The organism is Terrabacter sp. NPDC080008 (genome assembly GCF_040702505.1).
Classification (GTDB): Bacteria; Actinomycetota; Actinomycetes; order Actinomycetales; family Dermatophilaceae; genus Terrabacter.
This window is the reverse complement of the sequence record NZ_JBFBLC010000011.1, coordinates 1-23,587: the sequence shown is the minus strand read 5'-3', so window position 1 is coordinate 23,587 and position 23,587 is coordinate 1. Positions and strand designations below refer to the sequence as shown.

Below are 23,587 nucleotides of genomic sequence, written 5' to 3'. Positions count from 1 at the left end.
GGTAATCTACCTTCCGGGGAAGATATATTCCACGGCATGACCCAGCAGCCCGACCACGCCCAGCACGTCGTCGACCAGTGGGCCGCCGCGCGCCCCGACCTCGACGCCTCGCCGATCCTCGTGATCGGCCGCCTCCACCGCGTAGGCCTGGCCCTGACGTCGGAGCTGGTGCACGTCTACTCCGAGTTCGGCCTGGGCGAGGGCGACTTCGACCTCCTCGCGACGCTGCGGCGCACCGGGGAGCCCTACGAGCTCAGGCCCACCGAGCTCATGGAGCAGACGATGGTGACGTCAGGAGCGGTGACCAAGCGCCTGGACCGCCTCGAGCGGGCCGGGCTCGTCGAGCGACGGCCCGCCCAGGACGACCGGCGCAGTCGCATCGTCGCGCTGACCCGCGAGGGACGTGAGCTGATGGACCGGGCAGTGGAGGCACACCTCGCCAACGAGGCGCGCCTGCTCGAGGCCCTCACCGCCGCGGACCGGTCGACGCTCGCCGACCTGCTCGCGAAGCTCGGCCGCTCGCTCGGGGTCTGAGCCGCGGCGGTTTGGCCCTCGAAGGGCTCGGGTACGCGTCCGGCGTGGAAGGCGTAGACGCAGCCACCGCGCTGCGGGGCCCCCGGAATGCCGGCCCGCGACGGGTCGTGGTGACGGGAGGCGCGGGGTTCCTCGGGGCGTGGCTCTGCCGCCGCCTGCTCGACGACGGCTGCGAGGTCGTGGCCGTCGACAACCTCGTCACGGGCACGCCCGCGGTGGTCGAGGAGCTCGCGACCCATCCCTGCTTCAGCTTCGTCGAGGCCGACGTGACGCGAGTGCTCGACGTGCCCGGGCACGTCGACCAGGTCATGCACCTGGCCTCCCCCGCCTCTCCCGTGCACTATGCGGCGCTGCCGGTCGAGACCATGCTCGTCGGCAGCCAGGGCACGATGCACGCCCTCGACCTCGCCCAGGTCAACGGCGCCCGCTTCGTGCTCGCCTCCACCTCCGAGGTCTACGGCGACCCGCTCGTGCACCCGCAGCCGGAGAGCTACTGGGGCAACGTCAACCCGGTCGGGCCCCGCAGCGTCTACGACGAGGCGAAGCGCTTCGCCGAGGCGCTGACGACGGCCTATCGCACGAGCCGTGGCGTCGACACCGGCATCGCCCGCATCTTCAACACCTACGGGCCGGGGATGCGCACCGACGACGGCCGGATGATTCCCGCCTTCATGACCCAGGCCCTGCGCGGCGAGCCGATCACCGTGACCGGCGACGGCAGCCAGACGCGTTCGCTCTGCTACGTCACCGACACCGTCGCCGGCCTCTGTGCCCTCGCCGAGAGCGACCACCCCGGTCCGGTCAACCTCGGGGGCGACGAGGAGATCAGCGTCCTCGAGCTGGCCGAGACCGTATGCCGTCTGGCGGGGTCGAGCTCGCCGATCACCTTCGTGGACCTCCCGGAGGACGACCCGCGGGTGCGCCGCCCGGACACGTCACGGGCCGCGCAGCTGCTCGGCTGGAAGCCGCAGGTGCCCGCCGAGGAGGGGCTGCGCCGCACGTTGGAGTGGTTCGAGGAGCAGCTCGGCTCAGCGGCCTGACGCCCCGCCCGTGGTCTGGTTCATGGCCGGCTGAAGGGCCTCGCGGTCGGCGCCGGAGCGTGAGTCGGAGTCACGGGATCGACTGAAGCGCAACCGTTCGCGCATCGCGGCGACGACCTCGTCCACGGTCGTCGCCAGGAGCGCAGGGTCCACCGCGTCGCCGTGCGGGTCGCCGCGGCCACCGGCCGCCGCGCGCCCCGCGCCGTGCCACACCACGGTGTGTGGGCCGTCCGCCGGCGGTCCCCACTCCGAGGGCGGCACCGGGCCGAAGAGGACGACGGACGGCGTGCCGAACGCCGTGGCGAGGTGAGCGGTTCCGGTGTCGCCGCACACCACGAGGCGAGCGCCGTGGACGAGCGCGGCCAGCGCGGTCAGCTCAGTGCGGCCGGCGAGGACGGCGCCGGACCCCAGACCGGCCGCATCGGCAACGGTCCGGGCGAGCGGCACCTCGGCGGCGCTGCCGGTCACGACGACGTGGAGTCCTTGGTCGGTAGCCCAGCGCGCCACTGCTGCAAAGCGTTCCGCCGGCCACCGGCGGGAGGGGTAGGCGGCGCCGGGGTGGACCACGACGGCGCCCGGCGCGGGACTGGACACCGACGGAGGCGAGAGCCGCAGCTGGGACGGGTCGGCCGGCCAGCCGGCCTCGGTCACGAGACGACACCACCGGCGTACCTCGTGCTCACCCGCTCGCCACGGGGGGCCGGCGATGCCCGCTGCGGCACAGGCGAAACCGACGAGCCGCGTCGGGTGCAGCGACTGGAGGAGCCGGTGGCTCTCGGGGCCGCAGCCGTGCAGGTCGACGGCCGTGTCCGGTCCTGGCCCGTCCCACTCGATGGGCGCGAGGCCCTGCGCCGGCAGCACCCGGTCGACGAGGTCCGGCGCCACGACCAGGTCAGCGAGGGCAGCCGGTCCCGCGAGGACGATCTCGTGGTCCGGCAGTCCGCGCCGGATCGCGCGTAGGGCCGGGACCGCGGTGAGCACGTCGCCGAGGCCGAGCGCCCGCAGGACGAGGGCACGGCCTGCCGTCCCTCGTCCGGTTCGCCCCACCGTCTCCTGCCGGCTCAGGGCCAAGACCCCTCGACGGAGGGCGTGATGACGAGCTCGCGCACCTCGCACCCGCGGGGCTGGCGCAGGGCGAAGACGACCGCGGCGGCGACGTCCTCGGGGCGGTTGAGCTTGGCATCCGGGCCGGGCTTGTACTGGTCCGGCCGTCCGTCGAAGAAGGCCGTCTGCATGCCGCCGGGCACCAGGGTGGTGACGCCCAGCCGGCCCTGCGTCTCGACCGCCAGCGCCCGGGAGAAGCCGATGACCCCGAACTTCGACGCGCAGTACGCCGTCGCGTCGCTGAGCACGCGCAGGCCGAGCGTCGAGGCGACCGTGACGACCCGGCCACCGCGCTCGAGCAGGGACGGCATGGCGGCGCGGACGACGGCGGCGGTGCCGAGCAGGTTGACCTGCAGCACCCGGTCCCAGTCGGGGCCGTCGATCTCGTCGAAGCGGCCGCAGGCGTCGGTGCCGGCACAGGTGACGACCGCATCGACGCCGCCGGCCTCGTCGACGAGGTCACGCACGGCCTGCTCGGCGGCCCGGCTGTCGGCCAGGTCGACGATGCCGACGTCGGAATCCGGCAGCTCGAGCACCTCGGGCTCCGGCCTTCGCCGGTCGAGCACGAGCGGGCGGCCGCCCTCCTCGGCGACGGCCCGGGCCACGGCGGCCCCGAGGCCGGAGGCTCCGCCCGTCACGAGCACGGTTCCCAAGGTCGAGCCCTGTGTCGAGCCCTGTGTCGAGCCCTGTGTCGAGGCATCCGTCGAGCCGTCTGCCGAGCCCACTGTCGAGGTCGTCATGCGTCCGTCCTTCCTGTCGCTGATCGGTTCGCGGCTGCGGCCGCTGGTGCATCGGGCCTGGCGTCCTGACGGGTCGCGGCCGCGACGAGGGCCGTCGTCGAGCGGCCCTCGACGTAGGGCAGGACGACCGCCTGCCCGTCCCACTCCTCCAGCACGGCGAGCTCGGGCACGTCGGCACCGGCGTAGTCGCCGCCCTTGGTCCAGATGGCCGGCCGCACCCGACGCAGCACCTCGACGGGGGTGTCCTCGTCGAAGAGCACCACCTCGTCGACGCACTCGAGCGCCAGCAGCACCCGGGCCCGGTCGGCCTCGGGCACGATGGGCCGTCCCGGGCCCTTGAGCCGGCGCACCGAGGCGTCGGAGTTGAGGCACACGACGAGCCGGTCGCCGAGCGCCCGGGCGGCGCGGAGCGTCTCGATGTGTCCGGTGTGGAGCAGGTCGAAGCAGCCACCCGTCGCCACGACCGTCGGTGCCCCGGGGCCCGGGGCACCGTCGGCGCCGGGGACACTCAGCGCCTCCCAGGCCGGTGCCGAGCCGTCGCGGTGGTCCAGGCACGCCGGCCCCCCGGTGGAGACGTACTCGGCCGAGCGCAGCACCCCCTCGGCCACGGCGTCGGCCATGACCGCACCAGAGCCGAGGGCGACGGCGGCCGACACGGCGAGGCGGTCGCCGGCCCCGCATGCGTCGACGCACTGGACGTCGGGTGCGGGGGCCAGCACCGGCGTACCGCTCCCGTAGGTCAGCAGGGCACCTCGAGCACCGAGCGTCACGGCGACGCCCTGCGCCCGCCAGGCCCGGCACAGCGCCTCGGCGCGACGTCGCGCTGCGACGAGGGAGTGTGGCGGTCCGCCGGCCTCGAGGCCCTCGCGCGCCGCCAGCACCGCCGCCTCCTCCTCGTTCGGGGTGGCCAGTCGTACGCCGGGCACCGGTCGGCCGCCGCGAGGGTGCGGGTCCCAGACGACGGGTATGCCGCCCGCGACCTCCGCGAGCACCTCACGCAGGCCGGGCGCGTCCACGGTGCCGCGGCCATAGTCGGAGACGAGCACGGCGCCTGCTGCGCGCACGGCGTCGAGGGCCCGCTCGGGTGCGGCGCCGACGCCGCCCGGGGCGCCCCCGGTGTCGAGGCGCAGCAGCGACTGGCCGTCGGCGCGGACGCGGCGCTTGACCGGGGTGGCCCCCTGCGGGGCGAGTGCCACGACCTCGACCGGTGCGAGCAGCTGCCGGAGGCGCCGGCCGCCCTCGTCGTCGGCGAGCGCGGTCACGAGCACCACCTCGACGCCGTCCCGGGCCGCCAGTGCGGCGGCGAGAGCCGCCCCACCAGGACGGGCCCGCTCGACGAGCTCGTCGAGCACGGGGACCGGCGCGTCGGGGCACAGCCGCCCCGCCCGGCCTTCGACGTCGACGTCGAGCAAGGCGTCGCCGACGACGACGAGCGGACCGCTCAGGCCGGCCGTCGTCCCTGTGGCGCGTGAGCGGCCGGTCATGCCGGCCTCCCCATGGCGGTGACGTCCTCCCGCGTGCGGCTCGGCAGCACGCCGAGGGCGCGGTCGAGCCCGGCGCAGAGGATGTGGAGCGCGACGAGGTGCAGCTCCTGCACGGTCGCGGTGAACTCGGCGTCCACGCTGAGGGCCTCGTCGGCCACCTCGGCGAGCGGGTTCGGCGCCGGCCCCGTGAGCGCCCACACGACCAGGCCCGCCTCACGCCCTCGGCGCGCCGCCTCGACGACGTTGGGGCTGCGCCCGCTCGTCGAGAGCAGCACGAGCACGTCGCCCTCGCGCCCGTGCGCCTCGACCTGCCGCGCGAAGAGCTCCTCGGGCGGGTAGTCGTTGACGACCGCGGTCAGGGTCGAGGTCTCGGAGCTGAGGCAGATCGCGGAGAAGGGGCGGCGGTCGAGCCGGTAGCGGCCGACGAGCTCTGCGGTCAGGTGCTGGGCCTGGGCGGCACTGCCGCCGTTGCCCGCTGCCAGCAGGCGGCCGCCGTTCTCGAGCGTCGCCGCGAGACGGGCTCCCCACCGGTCGGCGAGCTCGACGCAGGGGGTGAAGGTGCTGGCCGCCTGCACGAGGGCCGCGAGGTGCTCGTGGTCGCACGGGGTGAAGCTCGTCGGACCGGCGTTCACCGTGCCACCGCCTTCCCCGCCGTGTCGGCGACCACCTCGGCGTAGACGTCCTCCGTGGCTGCCGCCACGCACGACCACCGGTAGAGCGCCACGGCGCGGTCGCGACCGGCGCGCCCGTAGGCCTCCCGCCGCTCCTCGTCCGCGACCAGCCGGCGCAGCACCCCGGCCAGGGCCTCGGGGTGGCGCGGTGGGACCAGCTCGCCGGTCTGGCCGGGCAGCACCGTGTCGAGCAGGCCACCGACGGCGGACCCGACGACCGGACGCCCGCAGGCCATGGCCTCGACGGGCACGATGCCGAACGGCTCGTACCACGGCACCGCGACGACGAGGTCGGCCTCGTTCATCAGCCGGGGCACGTCCTCGCGGCCGACGCCGCCGAGGAAGCTGACCCGGTCCTGGACGCCGAAGCGCCTGGCCACCTCGCGCAGCCGCCGGATCTCGGGGTCGGTGTCGAGCTGCGACGGGTGCGGCCCGCCGGCGACGACGAGGTCGACGTCCGGCACGGCAGCCAGCGCCTCGATGGCGTTGCCGACGCCCTTGCGCTCGACGAGGCGCCCGATCGAGAGCAGCCGCGGTCGCCGGCGGGGCGGGACGGCATACGGCCGGAAGACGTCGGTGTCGACGCCGCACGGCACGACGGTGGCGCGGCGTGCCGGCAGCCCCATGACGCCGAGCTCCTCGACCTCGTCGGTGCACGTGGCGATGACCCGGTCGACCTGCCGGCACAGCCGCCGCTCGATACCGAGCCGTTCGGGTGGGCTCGTGTCACGGGCCCCCTGCTGGCGGCGCTTGACCGTGCCGAGGGCGTGGAACGTCTGCACCACCGGTATGCCGACGCGGCGGGCCGCCCGCGTGCCGGCCATCCCGCTCATCCAGAAGTGGGCGTGCACGATGTCGACGGGGCGCTCACTCCACCGGTCCTCGAGGTAGCGCGCGAAGGCCGGCATGTGCGGCAGCAGGTCGTCCTTGGGGACCTCCTCGGGCGGGCCGACGGGGACGTGCTCGACGACGTAGCCGTCGGCGGTCTCCACCCGCTCCTGGACGTCGGGGGCGGTCCACCGGCTGTAGACGGTCACCTCGTGCCCCCGGGCCGCGAGCTGCGCCGACAGGGCGCCGACGTGCACGTTCTGGCCGCCCGCGTCCGCGCCGCCCAGCAGGGCGAGGGGGTTGGCGTGCTCCGACACCATGGCGATCCTCATGACGTACCTCCTGGGACGGTCTGGCGGACGGCTCTGTCTTCCAATGGTTCTGGCGAGGCGAGCGACGGACGTCGTTGCGGCGCAAGCGCCTCGACGGCCTGGCACGCCTCGGAGGCGGCGACCGACGTCAGGCACGGGTGGCCGGGGAAGGGGCACGTCGTGACCCGGGTTCCACGACAGGGCGCGTCGCCCCGGCCCAGTGCCACGACGGGCACCCCCCACGGCCGCCACCTCTCGAACGGCACCGTGGGTGCGAAGAGCGAGACCACCGGGGTCCGGACGGCTGCCGCCAGGTGCGCCGGACCCGTGTTGGCCGCCACGACCACCGACGCGGCGCCGAGGACACCGGCGAGCTCGCCGAGCGTCGTCTGCCCTCCGAGGTCGAGCACGTCACCGCTGCCGTATGCCGCCGCGACCCTCGCCGTGAGCGCCCGCTCCCCGGGGCCACCGGTCACGACGACCTGGCGTCCACGGTCTGAGAGGAGCCGTGCAAGCTCCTGCCACCGGTGCTCGGGCCACGCGCGGGCGGGCACCGAGGCGCCGGGGTGCAGGACGACGAAGCCGTCGGACCACGGCGCCGACGCGACCCACGGCAGCCAGGGCGCCTGCGGTGGCCGCACGGCGAGCCGGCCGTCGTCGCCGTCGGGCAGCTCGTAGCCGGCGGCACGGACGAGCGACAGGGCCCGCTCCACCTCGTGGAGGTCGTCCGGTGGCTGGTGCCGCAGGTCGAGCAGGCTGCCGGGGTAGTCGGTGCTCGCGGCCCCGACCCAGGGGACGCCGGCGAGGCGCAGGAGCAGGGCGGTCGGCAGCGGCGACTGGTGGAAGGATGTGAGGACGAGGGCCCGGTCCGGCGCCAGCATCCGGACCAGCTCGACGAGCGCGTCCATGTGCGCGGGCTCGACCGGTGCCGGGCTCGGGTCGATCCAGGGGCAGCCCCACGTCACCACCTCGTCGACGCCGGGCAGCAGCTCACCGGCCGCGGCCCCGTGGGGTCCGCACACGAGCGTCACCCGGTCGGCTCCCGCGGCAACGGCACGGACGGCCGGCCCTGCGACGAGGACGTCTCCGGCGTTGTCGAGCCGGACGACCAGCACGTGGCTCACCAGCGACCTCCCAGCAGCGCGTCGACCGCCGAGCCGAGGTCGGGCGCCACGAGCGTTGCCTCGTCGACCTCTTCCCGGCGGGTGGCGCCGTTGGGCACGAGCACCCCGACAGCCCCGGCGGCCCCTGCGGCGGCCATGTCGGAGCGGATGTCACCGACGACGACGGTGCGGCCGGGGTCCACGCCGAGCCGGGCACAGGCGTCGAGGACGAGGCCCGGCTCGGGCTTGCGGCAGTCGCAGCCCTCGTCGGGGGCGTGCAGGCACTGGTTCCAGACGTCGAAGGGCCCGAGCAGCTGCTCGACGCGCGCGTTGACGGCGTGGAGCTCGTCCTCGGTGAGCAGGCCCCGGCCGACGCCGGACTGGTTGGTCACCACGCCGATCCGGATCCCGTTGGCGCGCAGGCGGTCCAGCGACTCCCGGGCGCCGTCGACGGGTCGGACGGCGTCCGGGTCGGAGTTGTACGGGACGTCGTGCACGATCGTGCCGTCCCGGTCGAGCAGGACGAGGTCGGGGGTGCCCCGCCACGGCTCCACCGTGCGGTGCCGCAGACGGCCGCGGACGGCATACGCCACGGCGGCGAAGGGGATGGCGACACTCGTGGCGGCCATCCTCGCGACCTCACGGCGGTCACGCGGGCCGGGACGCACACGGGCGGTGAGGAACTCAGCGGTCAGGGCTGCCCAGCCGAGGCCGGCCACGGTGGCAGCGCGGCGGCGTCCGAGCACGGTGGCCGCCAGTGATGTCATGCCCGCGGCCACCGTGGCCACGTGGAGCGGCAGCCGGCCCCGGGCGGCGTGGGTGCGGGCCCGCCAGTCGCGACCGTGCAGCCGCCGCATCAGCGCGTCGTCGAGGTTGCCGTTCTGGCGGCGGACGCTGACCCAGTCGTCGGCGGGACGCACGGGGTGGAGCACCTCGCGCTCGCCCCACTCGATGCGGCCACCGGCCTCCGTGGCCCGCAGCCCGAGGTCGACGTCCTCGCGGTAGGCGCGAGGGAAGCGCTCGTCGAAGCCACCGACCGCCGCGAGCACCGCACGGCGGAAGGACATGTCAGCGGTGATCCACAGCGCTCCCTCGAGACCGGCCGTCGAGCGCTCCCAGTCGGTGGGACGGCGGTCGACCGGCAACGGGACCTTCAGACGGCCCTGCGAGCCGACGACGTCGGGGCCGGCTCGGCGGAGGTCCTCGAGAAGATGTGCGTACCAGTCCTCCCCGGGCAGCACGTCGTCGTCGACGAACGAGACCCAGGGCGTGCGGGCGTGGCGCCAGCCGAGGTTGCGCGCCGCGGCGGGACCCCGACCGCCACTGCGCAGGACCGTCACGGGGAAGGGCAGCTCGTCGAACCACGCAGGCGGAGCCACGGGGTGGTCCTCGCGGCGGTCATCGACGAGCAGGACGGGGGCCGTCACCGTGGTGGACTGCCCGGCGAGGCGCTCGAGCAGGGTCAGCAGGGTGTCCCGACCGATGGTCGGGACGACGATCGTGGTGACCGGCTCTCCAGCGCCCGGCTCGCCGGTGCCGTCGGTGGTGCCGGCCTGGCTGGTCGTCATGCCCGGGGCCGCCGCACGACGAAGGGGCCCATCGCGAGGAGGTCGACGGGAGCCGAGCCGAAGCACTCCAGCGCGTCCCGCGGACTGTCGACCATGGGCCGGCCTGCGGTGTTGAGGCTGGTGTTGACGACGACCGGGATGCCGGACAGCTCCTCGAAGGCCGAGAGCATGCGGGCCACGAGGGGCTCGTCGTGGGCATCGACCGTCTGGACGCGAGCCGTCCCGTCGACGTGCACCACGGCGGGGATCCGGTCGCGCCACTCGGCGGCGACGTCGTGCACGAAGAGCATGTAGGGCGAGGGCAGGGGGCCTCGGCCGAAGATCTGCTGCGCCCGCTCGGCCAGGACCATCGGGGCGACGGGCCGGAACTGCTCGCGGCCCTTGACGTCGTTGAGGCGTTCCAGGTTCTGCTCCCGCCCCGGGTGCGCGAGCAGCGAGCGGTGCCCGAGGGCTCGGGGACCGTACTCGCTGCGCCCCTGGAACCACGCGACGATGCCGTCTGCCGCGAGGCACTCGGCAACCTCGCGTGCCACGTCCTTCGACCGTTCGTAGGGCACCCGGGCCGTCCGCAGCACGCCCTCCAGCTCGTCGTCGCTCCAGGATCGGCCGAGGTCGGCACCCGGCATCGGGGCGCACCGGTCACCGCCGTCGGAGGCGACGGTGAGCGCGGCCCCGAGGGCCGTGCCCGCGTCACCGGCCGCCGGCTGCACCCAGACGTCGTCGTAGGGCCCGTCTGCGTGCAAGCGGGTGTTGGCCACGCAGTTCAGCGCGACGCCGCCGGCGAGAGCCAGGCGGCGCGCGCCCGTCCGGTCGTGCAGCCAGCCGACGAGCTCGAGCAGCACCTCCTCGAGCCGGGCCTGCACGCTCGCCGCGAGGTCGGCGTGCTCCTGCGTCCACGGGTCGTCGGGGCCCCGTGGCTTGGCCAGGGATCCCCAGTCGATGGGCTCGGTCCGGAAGCCGCCGTCGCCGGTCGTCGTGACGGCCCGCCTGAGCTCGTCGGCGAACTGGGGGGTGCCGTAGGACGCGAGGGCCATCACCTTGAACTCGTCGCTGCTGCGCAGGAAGCCGAGGTGCTGCGTGACGTCCTCGTAGAGCAGACCCAGAGAGTGCGGAAGTCGTTGCGTCGCAAGCGTTTCCAGTGCCCCATCGGAGTAGTGCCCGGCGAGGTGGCTGGCGCGCTCGCCACGACCGTCGAGGACGAGCACGTCGGTGTCACCGCTCGGTGCGGCGAGGGCCCCGGAGGCGGCGTGGGCCACGTGGTGGGGGACGAAGCGTACGCAGGCGGGGTCGAGCCCGGGGAGCGCGCTCGCGAGGAACGACGGGACACGCTGTGCGTAGGTCTGGCGAAGGTGGTCCCACGGGTCGTGCAGCCCCAGCTCGTCCGCCGGCTCCGCGAGCGCAGGGTCGTAGGAGTAGGCGACCGCGTCGAGATCGGACGGCTCGAGGCCGGCCTCCTCGAGGCACCAGCGTGCCGCCAGCTCGGGAACCTCCCACGCGGCGAAGGGAACCGGGCGGTGGCCGTGCTTGCGGCGAGACAGCCGCTCCTCCTCCAGCGCGGCGACCGTGACCCCGTCGACGACGAGCGCCGCCGCGGGGTCGTGGAACAGCGCGTTGACTCCGAGGACCTTCACGACGCCTCCTGGACAGGTGGGTGTGGTGCTTCTCGGAGAAGCGGTGCCCACTTCTCGGTGCCGTCAAACCGCTTCTCGGTGGAGAAGTGCTTCTCGTGCTCGGATTGGCCCGTTTTGCCCGGCCGCGCCAGCACGCGAGCGCCGGGCCGGCGCGAAGCCCTGGGCGTTTGGCGACCCGAGAAGCGGGAAAGAGCCGGGCGTGCGTATCTCCGTGATCGGCGCCGGATACCTCGGCGCGACCCACGCCGCCGCCCTCGCGAGCTGGAGCCACAACGTCGTCGGCATCGACGTCGACCCGGCCCGAGTGGCGCAGCTCGGCGCCGCCGTGGCGCCCTTCCACGAGCCGGGCTTCGACGAGCTGCTCCGCGACGGCGTGCGCGCGGGACGCCTCACCTTCAGCACCGACCTGTCGGCGGTGTCGGACGCCGACGTCCATTTCCTCTGCGTGGGCACGCCCCAGCTGGACTCCGGGCACGGCGCCGACCTCGGGGCGCTCTGGCAGGCGGTCGAGGCGCTCGCCCCGCACCTTCGCCGCGGAGCCCTGGTCGTCGGCAAGTCGACCGTGCCCGTCGGCACCGCCTCCCTCGTGCAGGAGCGACTCGACGAGCTCGTGGCGCCGGGGCACGGCGTCGAGGTCGCCTGGAACCCGGAGTTCCTCCGCGAGGCGCACGCGGTCGAGGACTCGCTGCGCCCCGACCGGCTGGTGCTCGGCGTTGCCTCCGACGCCGCCGAGGCGCGACTGCGCGAGGTCTACGCGCCGGTGCTGCGCGACGGCATACGCGCGGTCCGCACCGACCTGCAGACCGCCGAGCTCGCGAAGGCGTCGGCCAACGTCATGCTCGCGAGCCGCATCTCCCTGGTCAACATGCTCGCGGAGGTGTGCGAGGTCGCCGACGCGGACATCGAGCGCCTCACCGAGATCCTGGGCCTCGATGCCCGGATCGGCTCGCGGTACCTCTCCCCGGGCATCGGTTTCGGCGGCGGCTGCCTGCCCAAGGACCTCCGCGCCTTCGCGAGCCGGGCCGCCGAGCTCGGCGTGGACTCCGCCTCGGAGCTGCTGGGGGCCGTCGACTCGGTCAACATCCACCAGCGACAGCGCGCGGTCGACCTCACCGTGCGCCTGCTCGACGGGCACCCGCGGGGCCGCAACGTCGCGGTGCTGGGGGCCGCCTTCAAGGCCGACTCCGACGACGTGCGCGACTCCCCCGCGCTGGCCGTGGCCACCTCGATCGCCCGGCTTGGTGCGTGCGTACGTGTCTTCGACCCCCAAGCTGCCCGCCACCTCCGTGACCGCATCGACCTGGACACGGCCGACAGCGCCGAGTCCGCTTGTGCGGCAGCGGAAGTCACGCTGGTCCTCACGGAGTGGCCCGAGTTCGCGCAGCTCGACCCGGCCACGTTGGGCCGCGTCGTCGCGCGCAGGGTCGTCGTCGACGGGCGCCTCGTCCTCGACCCCGCTCGCTGGTCCCGCGCCGGCTGGCAGGTCCACGCCTTCGGTCGCGGTGAGACCACCCCGCGAGCGGCTTCCCGGAAGGCCGGGTGACGGCACGTGCGCATCCTCCTCTGGCACGTCCACGGCTCGTGGACCACCGGTTTCGTGCAGGGCCCGCACGACTACGTCGTCCCCGTCCTGCCCGACCGCGGCCCGGACGGCGTCGGCCGTGCCCAGTCGTGGGACTGGCCCGACACCGTGCGCGAGGTCGCCCCGGAGCGCCTGGGCGACGAGGACCTCGACGTCGTCGTCCTGCAGCGCCCGCACGAGCTCGACCTCGTCCGGCAGTGGACCGGGCGCCGACCCGGCCAGGACCTGCCGGCCGTCTACCTCGAGCACAACGTGCCGGGGGGCCGGGTGCCCTTCGACCGGCACCCGCTGGCCGACCAGCGGCGCATCCCCGTCGTGCACGTCACCGACTTCAACGCCCTGCTCTGGGACAACGGGCAGGCGCCGTTCACGGTCATCGACCACGGGATCGTCGACCCGGGCCACCGCTACACGGGTGAGCTCGAGCGCGCCGCCGTCGTCGTGAACGAGCCGGTGCGCCGCGGGCGGGCCGTCGGCACCGACCTCGTCGTCGACCTGGCGCGCCGACACCCGGTCGACGTGTTCGGCATGAAGGCCCACGCGCTCCGGGACCTGCCGGACGTCCCGGCCGGCCTCAGGACCTTCGAGGACCTCGACCAGGAGCGGCTCCACACCGAGATGGCTCGGCGGCGCGTCTACCTGCACCCGAACCGCTGGACGTCGCTCGGGCTGTCCCTCGTCGAGGCGATGACGCTGGGCATGCCGGTCGTCGTCGTCGCGAGCACCGAGAGCGCGATCGCCGTGCCGCCGGAGGCCGGGATCGTCAGCACCCGTCCCGAGGAGCTGGCTGCCAGCGTGCGCGACCTGCTCCATGACGCGGACCTGGCCCGCGCGATGGGTGCCCGCGCCCGGGAGCACGCGCTGCACCGCTTCGGGCTCAAGCGCTTCCTCCACGAGTGGGACGCCGTGCTCGCCGCCGTCCACGCCGGGCAGTCACTGCCGGGATCAGCACCGTGAGCACCGACTCGGGCGCCCGGGTCACTGTCGTCGTCGCGACCCGCAACCGCTGGGACGACCTGCGCGTCTCGCTCCCGCACCATCCGCCCCACCCCGTCATCCTGGTGGACAACGCCTCCGACGACGGCACGCCCGACGAGGTCGAACTCGCCTTCCCCGAGGTGCGGGTGATCCGGCTGCCGCGCAACGCCGGCGCGGTCGCCCGCAACCTCGGGGTGGAGCAGGCCGGCACGCCCTACGTCGCGTTCGCCGACGACGACTCGTGGTGGGAGCCCGGTGCGCTCGACCTGGCCGCGGACCTGCTCGACGCGGATCCAGGGCTGGGGCTGCTCGGGGCCCGCATCCTCGTCGGGGACGACGCGACCCTCGAGCCGGTGTGCGTGCAGATGGCCGAGTCGCCGCTGGGCGCGCACGACGGGGAACCGGGCCCGCGCGTGCTGGGCTTCATCGCCTGCGGCGCGGTCGTCCGCCGGACCGCCTACCTGCAGGCGGGCGGCTTCGACCCGGTCGTCTTCTTCGCCGGCGAGGAGGAGCGCCTGGCCCTCGACCTCGCGTCCCTCGGCTGGGCCGTCTGCTACGCCCCGGCCCTCGTCGCCCGCCACTTCCCCTCGGCGACCCGCGACGTGGCGGCGCGGCACGTCCGCATCGCCCGCAACACCGTGCTGACCGCGCTGATGCGTCGGCCGTGGCGCGTGGTCGCGCGGACCGCCGCCCGGCTCTCTCGCAGCCCTCATGGCGTACGCGGGGTGCTGGCGGCGGCGCCCAGGGCGCCCGCCGCGCTGAGGGCCCGCCACCTGCTCCCCGCGCCGGTGGAGGCCGACCGGTCGCTGCTCGACACCAGCGCCCCGGCCCCCGCCCGGCTCCCCCACTGACTCCGGCCGCACGCACACCGGCCAGCCGCCCACGCCCCGGGTGAGGTGCACGCCCGGGCCGGCTGCACCCGTCGGGGGTCGCTACACGCCGGACACGAGGTGTGCACTGCCCCGGTGTGTGCGGCGACCGTGCGGGCCTGACCTAGAGTCGCGATCGTGAAGCAGCACCTGTCGACGATCCGGGGACGCGTCGTCCGCTCCCTGTGGGCCGACGACGGGCCTTGCGACGCAAAGGCGCTCGTCGTCGTGCTGCCCGGCCTCGGGCTGACGCACTACACGCGCCCGACCGCGGCGGCCGTGGCGTCCCGCGGACTGTCGTGCGCCGTGCTCGACCTGCCGGGCTTCGGGTCGGACCGGCCCTGGCCTGCGCGACCCGACATCAACGCGATCGGCCTGACGGCCGCGCGCTGGGTCGAGACCCACGCGCCGGCACGTCCCGTCGTCGTGCTGGGGCACTCGACCGGGGCGCAGGCGGCCCTCACGGCAGCCCTCGCCCTGGGGGCGCGACGCGCCGGCGTCTCCCTGGTCATGGCGGGCCCGACCTTCTGCCCACCGCAGCGCCGACTCACGGGCCTGGCCCTGGCCACGACGCTCGCCTACCGGCGCGACCGCCCGGATGAGCTCGACCCCGCCGAGACGTGGCGCGGCCGGGCAGGGATCCTCGCCATCCTCGGCTCCGGACTTCGGGACGCGCCCGACGAGCGCATCGCCCACCTGAAGGTACCGGTCACGCTGACCTCAGGGGTCGACGACGCATACGCCCCGTTCGAGTGGCTGGACCGGCTCGCCGCGTCGGCCGTCAAGGCCCCGAGGACGCGCACGGCACGGCTCGGCGGCTCGCACAACAACCTCTTCACCCATCCCGAGCAGGTCGCCGACCTCGTCGTGCTCGCCGCGCAGGACGCAGCCACCGCGCACTGAGGGCGGCCGTCAGCCGACAGCGCCCGGGTCGCGGCCCTGCCAGGTGCACAGGCACGCCTCGTTGCCCTCGGCGTCGGCGAGGATCCAGAAGGCCGGTGCGCGCCGGTCGGACACGAGCCGGCCACCGGCAGCGAGGGCCCGCTCGAGACGCCCGGGTGCCTCGTCGTGCGACACCGTGACGTCGATGTGGATGCGGTTGCGCTGGGGACGTGGCTCGTCCATCTGCTGGAACCAGATGGCCGGTGCCATCCGCAGCGGGTCGCGCAGGTCGTCGCGACCGACGGCGTCGTAGCCGAGCACGGCCTGCCAGAAGGGGCGCACCGCGTCGATGTCGAGGGCGTCGATCGCGATCTCGGCCACGGTCAGCTGACCGGGCTCCGACCTCAGGTCGAGCTCGGCCACCACCTCGTCGATCGCTCGTGCCACGGCGACGTCCCGTTCCGTCACGCCGTCCACGTCCCCGGTCGAGAGCACGACGTGCACGACCTCGCGGCGCAGGTCGATGTCGGGGTGGTGGCCCAGCCGCTGCCCGATCTCGCCGATGCGCGCGACGAGCTGGAGCGCAGCTCCGGGGTCGGCCGCCCGGACGGTGCGGTGGACGCGCTGGAGCAGGAACCGCCAGTTCGGCAGCGCGTCGGAGGCCGCTTGCCGGGTCAGCTTCTCGGGTGTGTCTGCCATGGGGCGACGGTAGACCCGCCGACCGACAGCCGTCGGGCCCCACAGCCGCCGGGGCCCGGCAGCCGCCGGGCCCGGCAGCGCTCGAGAACGCTGCCGGGCCCTGGGTCACGCGTGAGCAGGAGATGCGCGGGTCAGTCCCGCTCGCCCGTGCGGGAGCCGTTCCAACGGATCTCCCAGGTGGTGTTGTCGCCGTGCTGCTGGGTCCAGAAGGTGCGCCACGCGGGGTTCGTCGTCGGCTGCGGCAGCTTGGCGCCGAGGAGACCACCCACCGTGGGGTCGCCGTCGGACACGTGGATGCCGGTGATCTCGTTGTCGCCGTCGTTGTAGGACGGGCCGCTCATCGCGTCGAAGGTGGCGGAGGCGTCACGGCCCTCGGCCAGGAAGCGAACCGGGCGGGGAGCCTGGCCACCCCGGGCGGCGTCCGAGCGCTTCTCCTCGCCACGGCCCTTGCCGAGGTGGAAGACGTAGCCGGAGTCGAGCGCGTCGCGCTGGGCGTGCAGGCCGTCGCCGGCGTCCTCGACCACGAGCAGGTCGTCGGCGGTCGCGAAGGCGATGTTGTCGAAGCCGGTGTGCTCCTTGTCGCCGACCGCGGCGATCGAGATGCGACCGGTGTCGGCGCTGGGGCCGGCCTGCGAGATGCGGAAGACGCCGCCGTACGCGCCGGGCAGGGTGCTCGACGTGCTCGTGTCGCCCGTCTCGGTGAAGTAGAACTCCTTGAACCCGGTGCCGGGGCGGAACACACCGTTCTCGGGGCGCTTGAGCGGGGTCGCGTTCGCGGCCTTGGCGGCGGCCGTCGCGTCGAAGGCCTCCGTCGTGCCGGTATGGATCGTGACCCACTTCGTGGCGAAGGACGTGCCGTAGGTGTGCAGCTCGCCGATGAAGCTGTCGGCGGGGTTGGCCTGCAGCTGCGAGGTCGTGGCCGGGGAGCCGTCGCGGCGCTGGATCTGCAGCGCCTGCAGGCTGCCGCCCTTGGTCAGGTCGGTCTTGTCGGTGGGCACGAAGCGGTAGACGAAGCTGTTGGGCACCTTGCCGCCGCTCGCGCCCTTGCCGCCGATGTCCTCGACGATCCAGACGTTCCCGTCGGAGTCGTTCTGGATGCCCTCGTAGCCTCCGGAGCCGAGCGCCGGCAGACGCGTCGCCTTGCCACCGTCGACGGCGTCACCGTTGGCGTCGAGGCCCACGGCCCAGACGCCGCCCCTGGGCGAGCCCGACTCAGCCGTCAGCAGCAGCTGCTTCGTGAACGGGTTCCAGGTGATGCCGTCGATGGTCGGGTACGCGGCGCCCGCCGTGTCGGTGTCGGAGATGAGCGTGACCCGCTTGAGCGGGTCGGTCTCGTCGAGGTTGATGCGCGTGACGTAGCCGCGCGGGCCGATCTCGTGGCCCTGGTAGAGGTAGTGCTTCCCGCCGAGGACGAGGTAGACGTTCTTGTCGGGCTCGGTCTTGTGCGCCTCGTCCTTCGTCTGCGTCAGCGGGGCGCCGTCGAGGGTGTTGTAGCCGTAGTGCGTGACCCCGTTCGCGGCGTCGGGGTTCGTCAGCGGCAGGTTGCCCCACGCCACCGACGTCTGGGTGGCGGAGGGGGTGAGCACGTTGTTCTGGATGCCGAAGCGCGGGTTCGCGTGCGGCACGTTCACGACCGGCAGGCCGTCGTGCGCGTCCGCTGCGGAGCCGCCGAGGGCGAAGGCGGCGGCTGCGGCGAGCGTGCCGACGAGGCCGACCTTGAGCGTGGTGTGAGTCTTCACGGAGATGCCTCTCGTGCAAGGGAGTCGGGGTGTCTGACAGTTGGCTCTCAGACACCCCCGACTCTCTCCGTGCAGGCTGGCAGCAGCGTTCACACTGCGTGAACACCCGACGATCACTTCACGACGTGGCGGTGTCGCCGGGGTTCGTGGGCGGCCGTCAGGCGTTGCGGCGACCCAGCGCCGGTTCGCTGGTCGACGGGCGACCGTTCTCGAGGTGCCCGGCGAAGGCCCGCAGGAAGGTCGTGCCGTCGGCCACCACCGTCAGGTCGTACCAGCCGCCCGTGCTTGCGGTGTCGATCGTGACGGGTCGCCGGCCCACGCGGGTGCGTCCGCCGTATGCGTTCTCGACCGTCACCTCGACACCGCGCGGGGCGTCCACGACGACGGAGACGCGGTGGCTGCGTCCCTCGCGACGCAGCTCGACGCGTACGTGCTCGGTGCCCGGCCCGCCCGCGAAGCGACGGAAGAAGCCGTTGGGCCCGTGCAGGTGGATGTCGTACTCACCCGTGACGGGCCACGTCGCGCGCAGCTCGTCGCCGGCGCCGACGGTGTAGCTGTGCGGCGAGCCCGCGGGTGCGATCAGCCGTGCCTGCAGGTGGACGCCGCGCCGGCCGCGGTTGTCGAGGTCGACCGTGATGGCGCCCGTGGTCTGCCGTTCGCGGACCTCGAGGTCGTAGCCGATGGGACGGGCGGGACGGGTGCCGGGCTCCTGGCTGGGCATCGTGCCCTGCGCCGGGGGCTGGGGGCGGTAGGTGGGGTGGCGCTTGTCGTCGAAGGGCTTCCAGCTCGTCGTGCTCGGCAGCGCCGGGACCTCCTGCACCGTCTTGGAGAAGTCGAACGCCGACGTCAGGTCGCCGGCGACGGCGCGGCGCCACGGCGTGATGTTGGGCTCCTTGACGCCGAAGCGCGTCTCCATGAGCCGGATGATCGAGGTGTGGTCGAACGTCTCGGAGCAGACCCAGCCGCCGGTGCTCCAGGGCGAGACGACGAACATCGGCACACGCGGGCCCATGCCGTAGTCGCCGGCGCCGTACTTCCCGTCGTAGAACTCGTTGTCGGTCGGGACCGTCGAGGCGCCGGGGATGACAGGCGAGTTCGTGTGCGGCGGCACGAGGTGGTCGAAGAAGCCGTCGTTCTCGTCGTAGGTGATGAGCAGGATCGTCTTCGCCCACACCTCGGGGTTGGAGGTCAGGGTGTCGAGGACCTTGGAGATGTACCAGGCGCCGTAGTTGGTCGGCCAGTTCGAGTGCTCGCTGAAGGCCTCGGGGGCCGCGATGTAGCTGACGGAGGGCAGCGTGCCGGCCGCGACGTCCTTGCGCAGCAGCTCGAAGTAGTCCTGCCCGTCGCGCGCTTTGGTGCCGGTGCGCGCCTTCTCGTAGAGGGCCGAGCCGGGGGCGGCGTTGCGGTAGCTGTTGAAGTAGAGCAGCGAGTTGTCGCCGTAGTTGCCGATGTAGGGGTCGGAGGTCCAGCCCCACGAGCCGGCCGCGTCGAGGCCGTTGCCCTCGTCCTGGTAGACCTTCCACGAGACGCCGGCTCGCTCGAGGCGCTCGGGGTAGGTGCGCCAGTCGTAGCCCGCCTCGTCGTTGTAGAGCACCGGGCCGCCGCCCTTGCCATCGTTGCCGGTCCAGCCGCTCCACATGTAGTAGCGGTTCGGGTCGGTGTTGCCGATGAACGAGCAGTAGTACGCGTCGCAGACCGTGAACGCGTCGGCGAGGGCGTAGTGGAAGGCGGCGTCCTCGCGCTGGAGGTATGCCATCGTCGTCGTCCCCTTGGCCGGGATCCATCCGTTGTACTGGCCCTTGTCGACCGCGGCCTGGCCGTCGCTCCAGCCGTGCGGCAGGCCCTCGAGGAAGGCCGCGCCGAGGTCGTCGGCGGTGGGGTGGAACGGCAGGATCTCGCGGGTGCCGTCGGACTGGTGCCACACGTTCCGGCCGCTCGGGAGCTGGACCGGGTGCGGGTCGCCGAAGCCGCGGACGCCACGAAGGCTGCCGAGGTAGTGCTCGAAGGAGCGGTTCTCCTGCATGAGGACGACGATGTGCTCGACGTCCTTGATCGAGCCGGTGGCCCGGTTGGCCGGGATGGCGGCAGCCCGGGCGATGCTCTGGTCGAGCATCGTGGCGGCAGCGGCGCCGCCGGCGATCTGGAGGAAGCGGCGGCGGTCGAGGTTGACCATGGGTTCTCCTGGGGTGGAGGGCGGTGTGGGGAGCGTCCCCAACTTCCTCTCCCCCGGCGAACGTGGCTCGGCGCGCAGGTGACCGGCGCGCGAAGTCACGGTCAGCCGTTGGTCAGGCCCGAGGTCAGCGCCGCGTGAGCAGCACGACCGGGATCACACGGTCGGTCTTCCTCTCGTAGTCGGCGAAGCCGGGGTAGCGCCGCTTCTGCTCCTGCCAGATGGGCTCGCGCTCCTCGGGGTCCAGCACCCGGGCGTGCACGTCGATGGTCTCCACCGTGCCGTGGACGCCGACCTCGATGGACACCTCGGGGTGGGCCTTGAGGTTGTGGAACCAGGCCGGGTTGACGTCGAGCCCCGCGTACGAGGCGAAGACGGCCCAGCCGTCGGCGACCGCCTGGTACATCATCGGGTGGGTGCGAGGCTCGCCCGACCTGGCGCCCGTCGTGTGCAGCAGCAGCATCGGCGCGCCCTCGAAGTTGCCGCCGACGCGTCCGCCGTTCGCACGGAACTCGGCGATGACCCTGTCGTTCCAGTCACTCATGGCTCCGCACCCTACGGGGGCGCGTAGCCTGAACCCGTCCTCGACCCGGAGGGGGCAGCCGTGAACCCGATCTCGTGGGCGCTGGTCGCACTGGCCGCCCTCGTCCTCGCGTTGGCGGGTGCAGCGGTGGCGCTCGTGCCTCGCGCGACGCCCGGACCGACCGACGCCGCTCGAACGGCCGCCCTGCTCGACATCCCCGCCGACGTGGTCGGGAGGGGTAAGGCCCTGCACGCCGCGCTGCGCCCGAGCACCTACGGCTCCCTCGTGGCAGGCCTGCTGGTTCCGCTCCTGCTCGGTCTGACGCCGGCCGGGGCCCACGTCGTCGCCTGGGCGGCCGCTCCCTCCGGTGGGCAGTGGCTGGCGGAGGCGGTCCTCGGCGGCCTCGCCGTCCTGGCGATCGTGTGGCTGGTGCCGCTCCCCTTCGCGGCCTGGCGGCACACCGTGCTGAGGCGCCAGGGGCTGTCCACCCAGGGCTGGGGCGCCTGGGCCGTCGACCTGCTCAAGGGGGCGGGTCTCGGGCTCGTGCTGGGCGCGGTGTTGCTGGCCGGCTTCTACACGCTGGCGAGGTTCGTGCCCTCGTGGTGGTGGGCGTGGGGCGCCGGTGCCGCGGCAGGTCTCGTCGTGTTGTTCTCCTTCGTCTTCCCGGTACTCGTGGAGCCGGTCTTCAACCGGTTCCGGCCCATGCCGGCCGGCCCGCTGCGCGAGGAGCTGGTCGCCTTGGCAGCCCGCGACGGACTGCCGGTGCGGGAGGTGCTGGTCGCGGACGCGTCACGGCGCACGACCGGGCTCAACGCGTACGTCTCCGGCTTCGGCGCGACCCGGCGCATCGTCGTCTACGACACCCTGCTGCGCGAGGCACCGAGCGGCGAGGTGCGCAGCGTCGTGGCGCACGAGCTGGGACATGCCAGGGCACGGGACCCCGAGGTGGGTGCGGCGCTCGGCGCGGTCGCCGCCGCGGCTGCCGTGGTCCTGCTCTTCGTCGTGGGCCAGTGGGAGCCACTGCTCCGACGAGCGGGGGCGCCGTCCATCGGCTCCCCGCGCGCGATCGGCCTCGTCCTGGCCGTGGCGGCAGTCACGGGGCTCGTCACCGGCCCACTGCAGAACCTCGCCTCGCGCCGGACCGAGGCCCGGGCGGACCAGCACGCCCTCCGGCTCACCGCCGACCCCGCGCAGTTCGCGGCCGTGCAGCTGCGGCTGGCGACGGTGAACGTCGCCGACGTCCGGCCCCCGCGCCTTGAGTACGTCCTCTTCGCCACCCATCCCGACACGGTCGAGCGCCTGGCAGCCGCGCGCGAGGCGACGTGAGCGCCGCGCTGACCTTGCTGGCCGCCGGCCTCGGAAGTCCGCGCAGCTCAGGCCTGCGGGAAGCCGGAGTCGATGCAGAGGATGTTGCCCTCGCTGTCCTTGAACCAGGCGGCCTTCCCGATCTTGCCGAGGGTCGCGATGCCGTCGTCCCACTCGACGCCCGGCATGTCGTAGGTCTCGAGGGTGACGCCTTTGCCCTGCAGGGCGCGCGCCTCCCCCTCGACGTCGTCGACGTGGATCTGGGCCACGGTGTGGCCGGCCTGTCCGGCGTACTCGGTCTGGTAGACGCTGAACTCCGTTCCTCCCTCGGTGCGGTAGACCAGCATCCCGATGTCGCTCAGGTCTGCGGCGGGTTCCATCCCCAGGGTGTCGGCGTAGAAGGTCCGGGCGCGAGCGAGATCGGCCGCGGGGATGTTGGCGGTGACAGATGCACGTGTGAGCATGGAGGTCCTCCCGATGGGCTGCACGTGAATGGTTCGGGGAGCCGTTTCGGCCCTCATCCCGCTCTACACCCTCACGGGCGAGGCCGCAGCCGATCCACGGGACCGTTCCCATTCGTCCCCATGAGGGCCCGAGCGGTGACAGGCTGGCAGACCACCCCCTGCGGTCCGGAGGCCGACATGCTGACCCATCCCCGACCATCCTCCGTAGGGCGTCGCGCATGAATGGCGTCGAGCTGACCATGGACGAGATCCGAGCCGTCACCGCGTATGCCGTGTCGTGCGCCGAGCGCGCCCTCGTCCTCTTCGAGCGGGAGCGGCCCGATGACCCCAGGCCCGCCGAGGCGCTGGAGGCGGCGCGGGCGTTCGCGACCGGGGCACCGCGCTCCCGGCTCCAGCGATCGACAGCGACGCAGGCGCATCGCGCCGGCAAGGAGGCCGTGGGTGGGCCGGCTCAGCATGCGGCGATCGCCGCCGGCGACGCGGCCGCGTCGGCATACCTGCATCCCCTCGCCTCGGCGACCCAGGTACGGCACATCCTCGGGGCCGGCGCCCACGCCGCACGTGCGGCAGAGCTCGCGCGCGGGGATGATCCCGTCGTCGCCGAGTACGTCGTGACCGCGGCCGCCAAGCGGATGACTCCGGTCGTGCTCGACGTGCTCGAGCGCTATCCACGGGCGCCTGAGGGCCGTAGCCGCGTGGCGGTACTGATGCGGCGCCTCGACAGCCTCCTGCGCGACCCGCCTCCACCTCCCCGCGTCGTCGACGACCCAGGGCCCTTCTTCCACGGGACCCGGGCCGACGTTCGCCCGGGCGAGCTGCTCACGCCGGGGTGGCGCTCGAACTACGGTTCCCGTCGACAGTCCAACCACATCTACCTCACAGCAACGCTGGCGGGCGCACCGCTGGCGGCGGAGCTCGCGCAGGGCGACGGGCCGGGCCGCGTCTACCGAGTGGAGCCGCTCGGCCGCATCGAGGACGACCCCAACGTGACCGACAAACGCTTCCCGGGGAATCCGACCCGCTCCTACCGGACCACCGAGCCACTGCGGGTCATCGAGGAGATCACTGGGTGGGAGCGGCCCGATCCAGAGCTGATCCGGCGGATGCGCAAGGGGATGGTCGAGCTGGCAGAGCTCGGCATCGAGGCGATGGACGACTGAGCCACATCGAGCACCCGTGAAGTGCAGTTCTTTTGGGGGGAAGCCATTCCGGAAACGGTCCGAAAATGCGACAACCCCGCCGGGTGACCCGGCGGGGTTGTCTGAATGTGTGTCCGGCTGCGTCCTACTCTCCCACACCGTCACCAGTGCAGTACCATCGGCGCTGAAGGGCTTAGCTTCCGGGTTCGGAATGGAGCCGGGC

At 73.7% G+C, this 23,587-nt stretch carries 21 protein-coding genes and 1 rRNA gene; 8 read left to right on the top strand and 14 right to left on the bottom strand.

Features of this window, described 5'->3' with window-relative positions; translation table 11 throughout:
• The first annotated feature begins 36 nt into the window (after positions 1-36).
• Both AB0316_RS20430 and AB0316_RS20425 read left to right on the top strand, forming a co-directional pair.
• Positions 37-534, top strand: coding sequence for a MarR family transcriptional regulator (locus tag AB0316_RS20430; protein WP_366275046.1), 498 nt, complete (start codon positions 37-39; stop codon positions 532-534).
• A 44-nt stretch (positions 535-578) separates the two neighbouring features.
• Positions 579-1,574 (top strand): UDP-glucuronic acid decarboxylase family protein, encoded by a 996-nt coding sequence (locus AB0316_RS20425; RefSeq protein WP_366275044.1) that lies wholly within the window; start codon positions 579-581, stop codon positions 1,572-1,574.
• Here AB0316_RS20425 and AB0316_RS20420 read toward each other — a convergent pair.
• The 8 genes from AB0316_RS20420 to AB0316_RS20385 are packed head-to-tail and all read right to left on the bottom strand — an operon-like array spanning position 1,563 to position 11,014.
• Complete coding sequence (locus AB0316_RS20420) at positions 1,563-2,645, bottom strand: glycosyltransferase family 9 protein (RefSeq protein WP_366275042.1); 1,083 nt, start codon at positions 2,643-2,645, stop codon at positions 1,563-1,565. The genes AB0316_RS20425 and AB0316_RS20420 overlap by 12 nt on opposite strands.
• A complete protein-coding gene (locus AB0316_RS20415; RefSeq protein ID WP_366275041.1) occupies positions 2,636-3,418 on the bottom strand; it encodes an SDR family oxidoreductase in 783 nt (260 codons plus the stop codon). Before AB0316_RS20415 ends, AB0316_RS20420 begins: the two co-directional genes overlap by 10 nt.
• On the bottom strand, positions 3,415-4,902 hold the full coding sequence (locus tag AB0316_RS20410) for a PfkB family carbohydrate kinase (protein WP_366275040.1): 1,488 nt from the start codon (positions 4,900-4,902) through the stop codon (positions 3,415-3,417). Before AB0316_RS20410 ends, AB0316_RS20415 begins: the two co-directional genes overlap by 4 nt.
• The gene (locus AB0316_RS20405) at positions 4,899-5,477 is read right to left on the bottom strand and encodes an SIS domain-containing protein (RefSeq protein ID WP_366275090.1); all 579 of its coding nucleotides are present in this window, start codon (positions 5,475-5,477) and stop codon (positions 4,899-4,901) included. The genes AB0316_RS20410 and AB0316_RS20405 overlap by 4 nt, the downstream gene beginning before the upstream one ends.
• Before the next feature lie 53 nt (positions 5,478-5,530).
• Positions 5,531-6,733 carry a glycosyltransferase gene (locus tag AB0316_RS20400; protein WP_366275038.1) on the bottom strand — a complete coding sequence of 401 codons (1,203 nt, stop codon included), beginning with the start codon at positions 6,731-6,733 and terminating at the stop codon, positions 5,531-5,533.
• Entirely contained in the window at positions 6,730-7,836 is a 1,107-nt protein-coding gene (locus tag AB0316_RS20395) for a glycosyltransferase family 9 protein (protein WP_366275036.1), read from the bottom strand. Before AB0316_RS20395 ends, AB0316_RS20400 begins: the two co-directional genes overlap by 4 nt.
• Entirely contained in the window at positions 7,833-9,383 is a 1,551-nt protein-coding gene (locus tag AB0316_RS20390) for an HAD-IIIA family hydrolase (protein WP_366275034.1), read from the bottom strand. The genes AB0316_RS20395 and AB0316_RS20390 overlap by 4 nt, the downstream gene beginning before the upstream one ends.
• A complete protein-coding gene (locus tag AB0316_RS20385) occupies positions 9,380-11,014 on the bottom strand; it encodes a carbamoyltransferase C-terminal domain-containing protein (RefSeq protein WP_366275033.1) in 1,635 nt (544 codons plus the stop codon). The genes AB0316_RS20390 and AB0316_RS20385 overlap by 4 nt, the downstream gene beginning before the upstream one ends.
• A 199-nt stretch (positions 11,015-11,213) precedes the next feature.
• Here AB0316_RS20385 and AB0316_RS20380 point away from each other — a divergent pair, with 199 nt between their 5' ends.
• The 4 genes from AB0316_RS20380 to AB0316_RS20365 all read left to right on the top strand — a co-directional run bounded on the left by AB0316_RS20380 (position 11,214) and on the right by AB0316_RS20365 (position 15,346).
• Complete coding sequence (locus AB0316_RS20380; protein WP_366275031.1) at positions 11,214-12,557, top strand: UDP-glucose/GDP-mannose dehydrogenase family protein; 1,344 nt, start codon at positions 11,214-11,216, stop codon at positions 12,555-12,557.
• 6 nt (positions 12,558-12,563) lie between these two features.
• A complete protein-coding gene (locus tag AB0316_RS20375) occupies positions 12,564-13,553 on the top strand; it encodes a glycosyltransferase (protein WP_366275029.1) in 990 nt (329 codons plus the stop codon).
• Positions 13,550-14,425: a glycosyltransferase gene (locus AB0316_RS20370; protein ID WP_366275027.1), complete on the top strand. Its 876-nt coding sequence runs from the start codon at positions 13,550-13,552 to the stop codon at positions 14,423-14,425. Before AB0316_RS20375 ends, AB0316_RS20370 begins: the two co-directional genes overlap by 4 nt.
• A 156-nt stretch (positions 14,426-14,581) precedes the next feature.
• Positions 14,582-15,346, top strand: coding sequence for an alpha/beta hydrolase family protein (locus AB0316_RS20365; RefSeq protein ID WP_366275026.1), 765 nt, complete (start codon positions 14,582-14,584; stop codon positions 15,344-15,346).
• Positions 15,347-15,355: 9 nt separating this feature from the next.
• Here the strand turns inward: AB0316_RS20365 and AB0316_RS20360 are convergent, their stop codons facing one another.
• The 4 genes from AB0316_RS20360 to AB0316_RS20345 form a co-directional block, all read right to left on the bottom strand.
• On the bottom strand, positions 15,356-16,024 hold the full coding sequence (locus AB0316_RS20360; protein ID WP_366275025.1) for a VOC family protein: 669 nt from the start codon (positions 16,022-16,024) through the stop codon (positions 15,356-15,358).
• 131 nt (positions 16,025-16,155) lie between these two features.
• Positions 16,156-17,763 carry an alkaline phosphatase PhoX gene (locus AB0316_RS20355; protein WP_366275024.1) on the bottom strand — a complete coding sequence of 536 codons (1,608 nt, stop codon included), beginning with the start codon at positions 17,761-17,763 and terminating at the stop codon, positions 16,156-16,158.
• A 157-nt stretch (positions 17,764-17,920) separates the two neighbouring features.
• Positions 17,921-19,936, bottom strand: coding sequence for a phosphocholine-specific phospholipase C (locus AB0316_RS20350; protein WP_366275023.1), 2,016 nt, complete (start codon positions 19,934-19,936; stop codon positions 17,921-17,923).
• 124 nt (positions 19,937-20,060) lie between these two features.
• Positions 20,061-20,477, bottom strand: coding sequence for a nitroreductase family deazaflavin-dependent oxidoreductase (locus AB0316_RS20345; RefSeq protein ID WP_366275021.1), 417 nt, complete (start codon positions 20,475-20,477; stop codon positions 20,061-20,063).
• Positions 20,478-20,537: 60 nt separating this feature from the next.
• On the opposite strand from AB0316_RS20345, the gene AB0316_RS20340 reads away from it, so the two are divergent.
• The gene (locus AB0316_RS20340) at positions 20,538-21,782 is read left to right on the top strand and encodes a M48 family metalloprotease (RefSeq protein ID WP_366275020.1); all 1,245 of its coding nucleotides are present in this window, start codon (positions 20,538-20,540) and stop codon (positions 21,780-21,782) included.
• A 47-nt stretch (positions 21,783-21,829) separates the two neighbouring features.
• On the opposite strand, the gene AB0316_RS20335 is transcribed toward AB0316_RS20340, so the two are convergent.
• Positions 21,830-22,225 (bottom strand): VOC family protein, encoded by a 396-nt coding sequence (locus AB0316_RS20335; RefSeq protein WP_366275018.1) that lies wholly within the window; start codon positions 22,223-22,225, stop codon positions 21,830-21,832.
• Between the two features lie 218 nt (positions 22,226-22,443).
• Here AB0316_RS20335 and arr point away from each other — a divergent pair, with 218 nt between their 5' ends.
• On the top strand, positions 22,444-23,385 hold the full coding sequence (gene arr / locus AB0316_RS20330; protein ID WP_366275016.1) for an NAD(+)--rifampin ADP-ribosyltransferase: 942 nt from the start codon (positions 22,444-22,446) through the stop codon (positions 23,383-23,385).
• Between the two features lie 111 nt (positions 23,386-23,496).
• Here arr and rrf read toward each other — a convergent pair.
• A 5S ribosomal RNA gene (gene rrf / locus AB0316_RS20325) occupies positions 23,497-23,587 on the bottom strand; the annotation flags it as partial.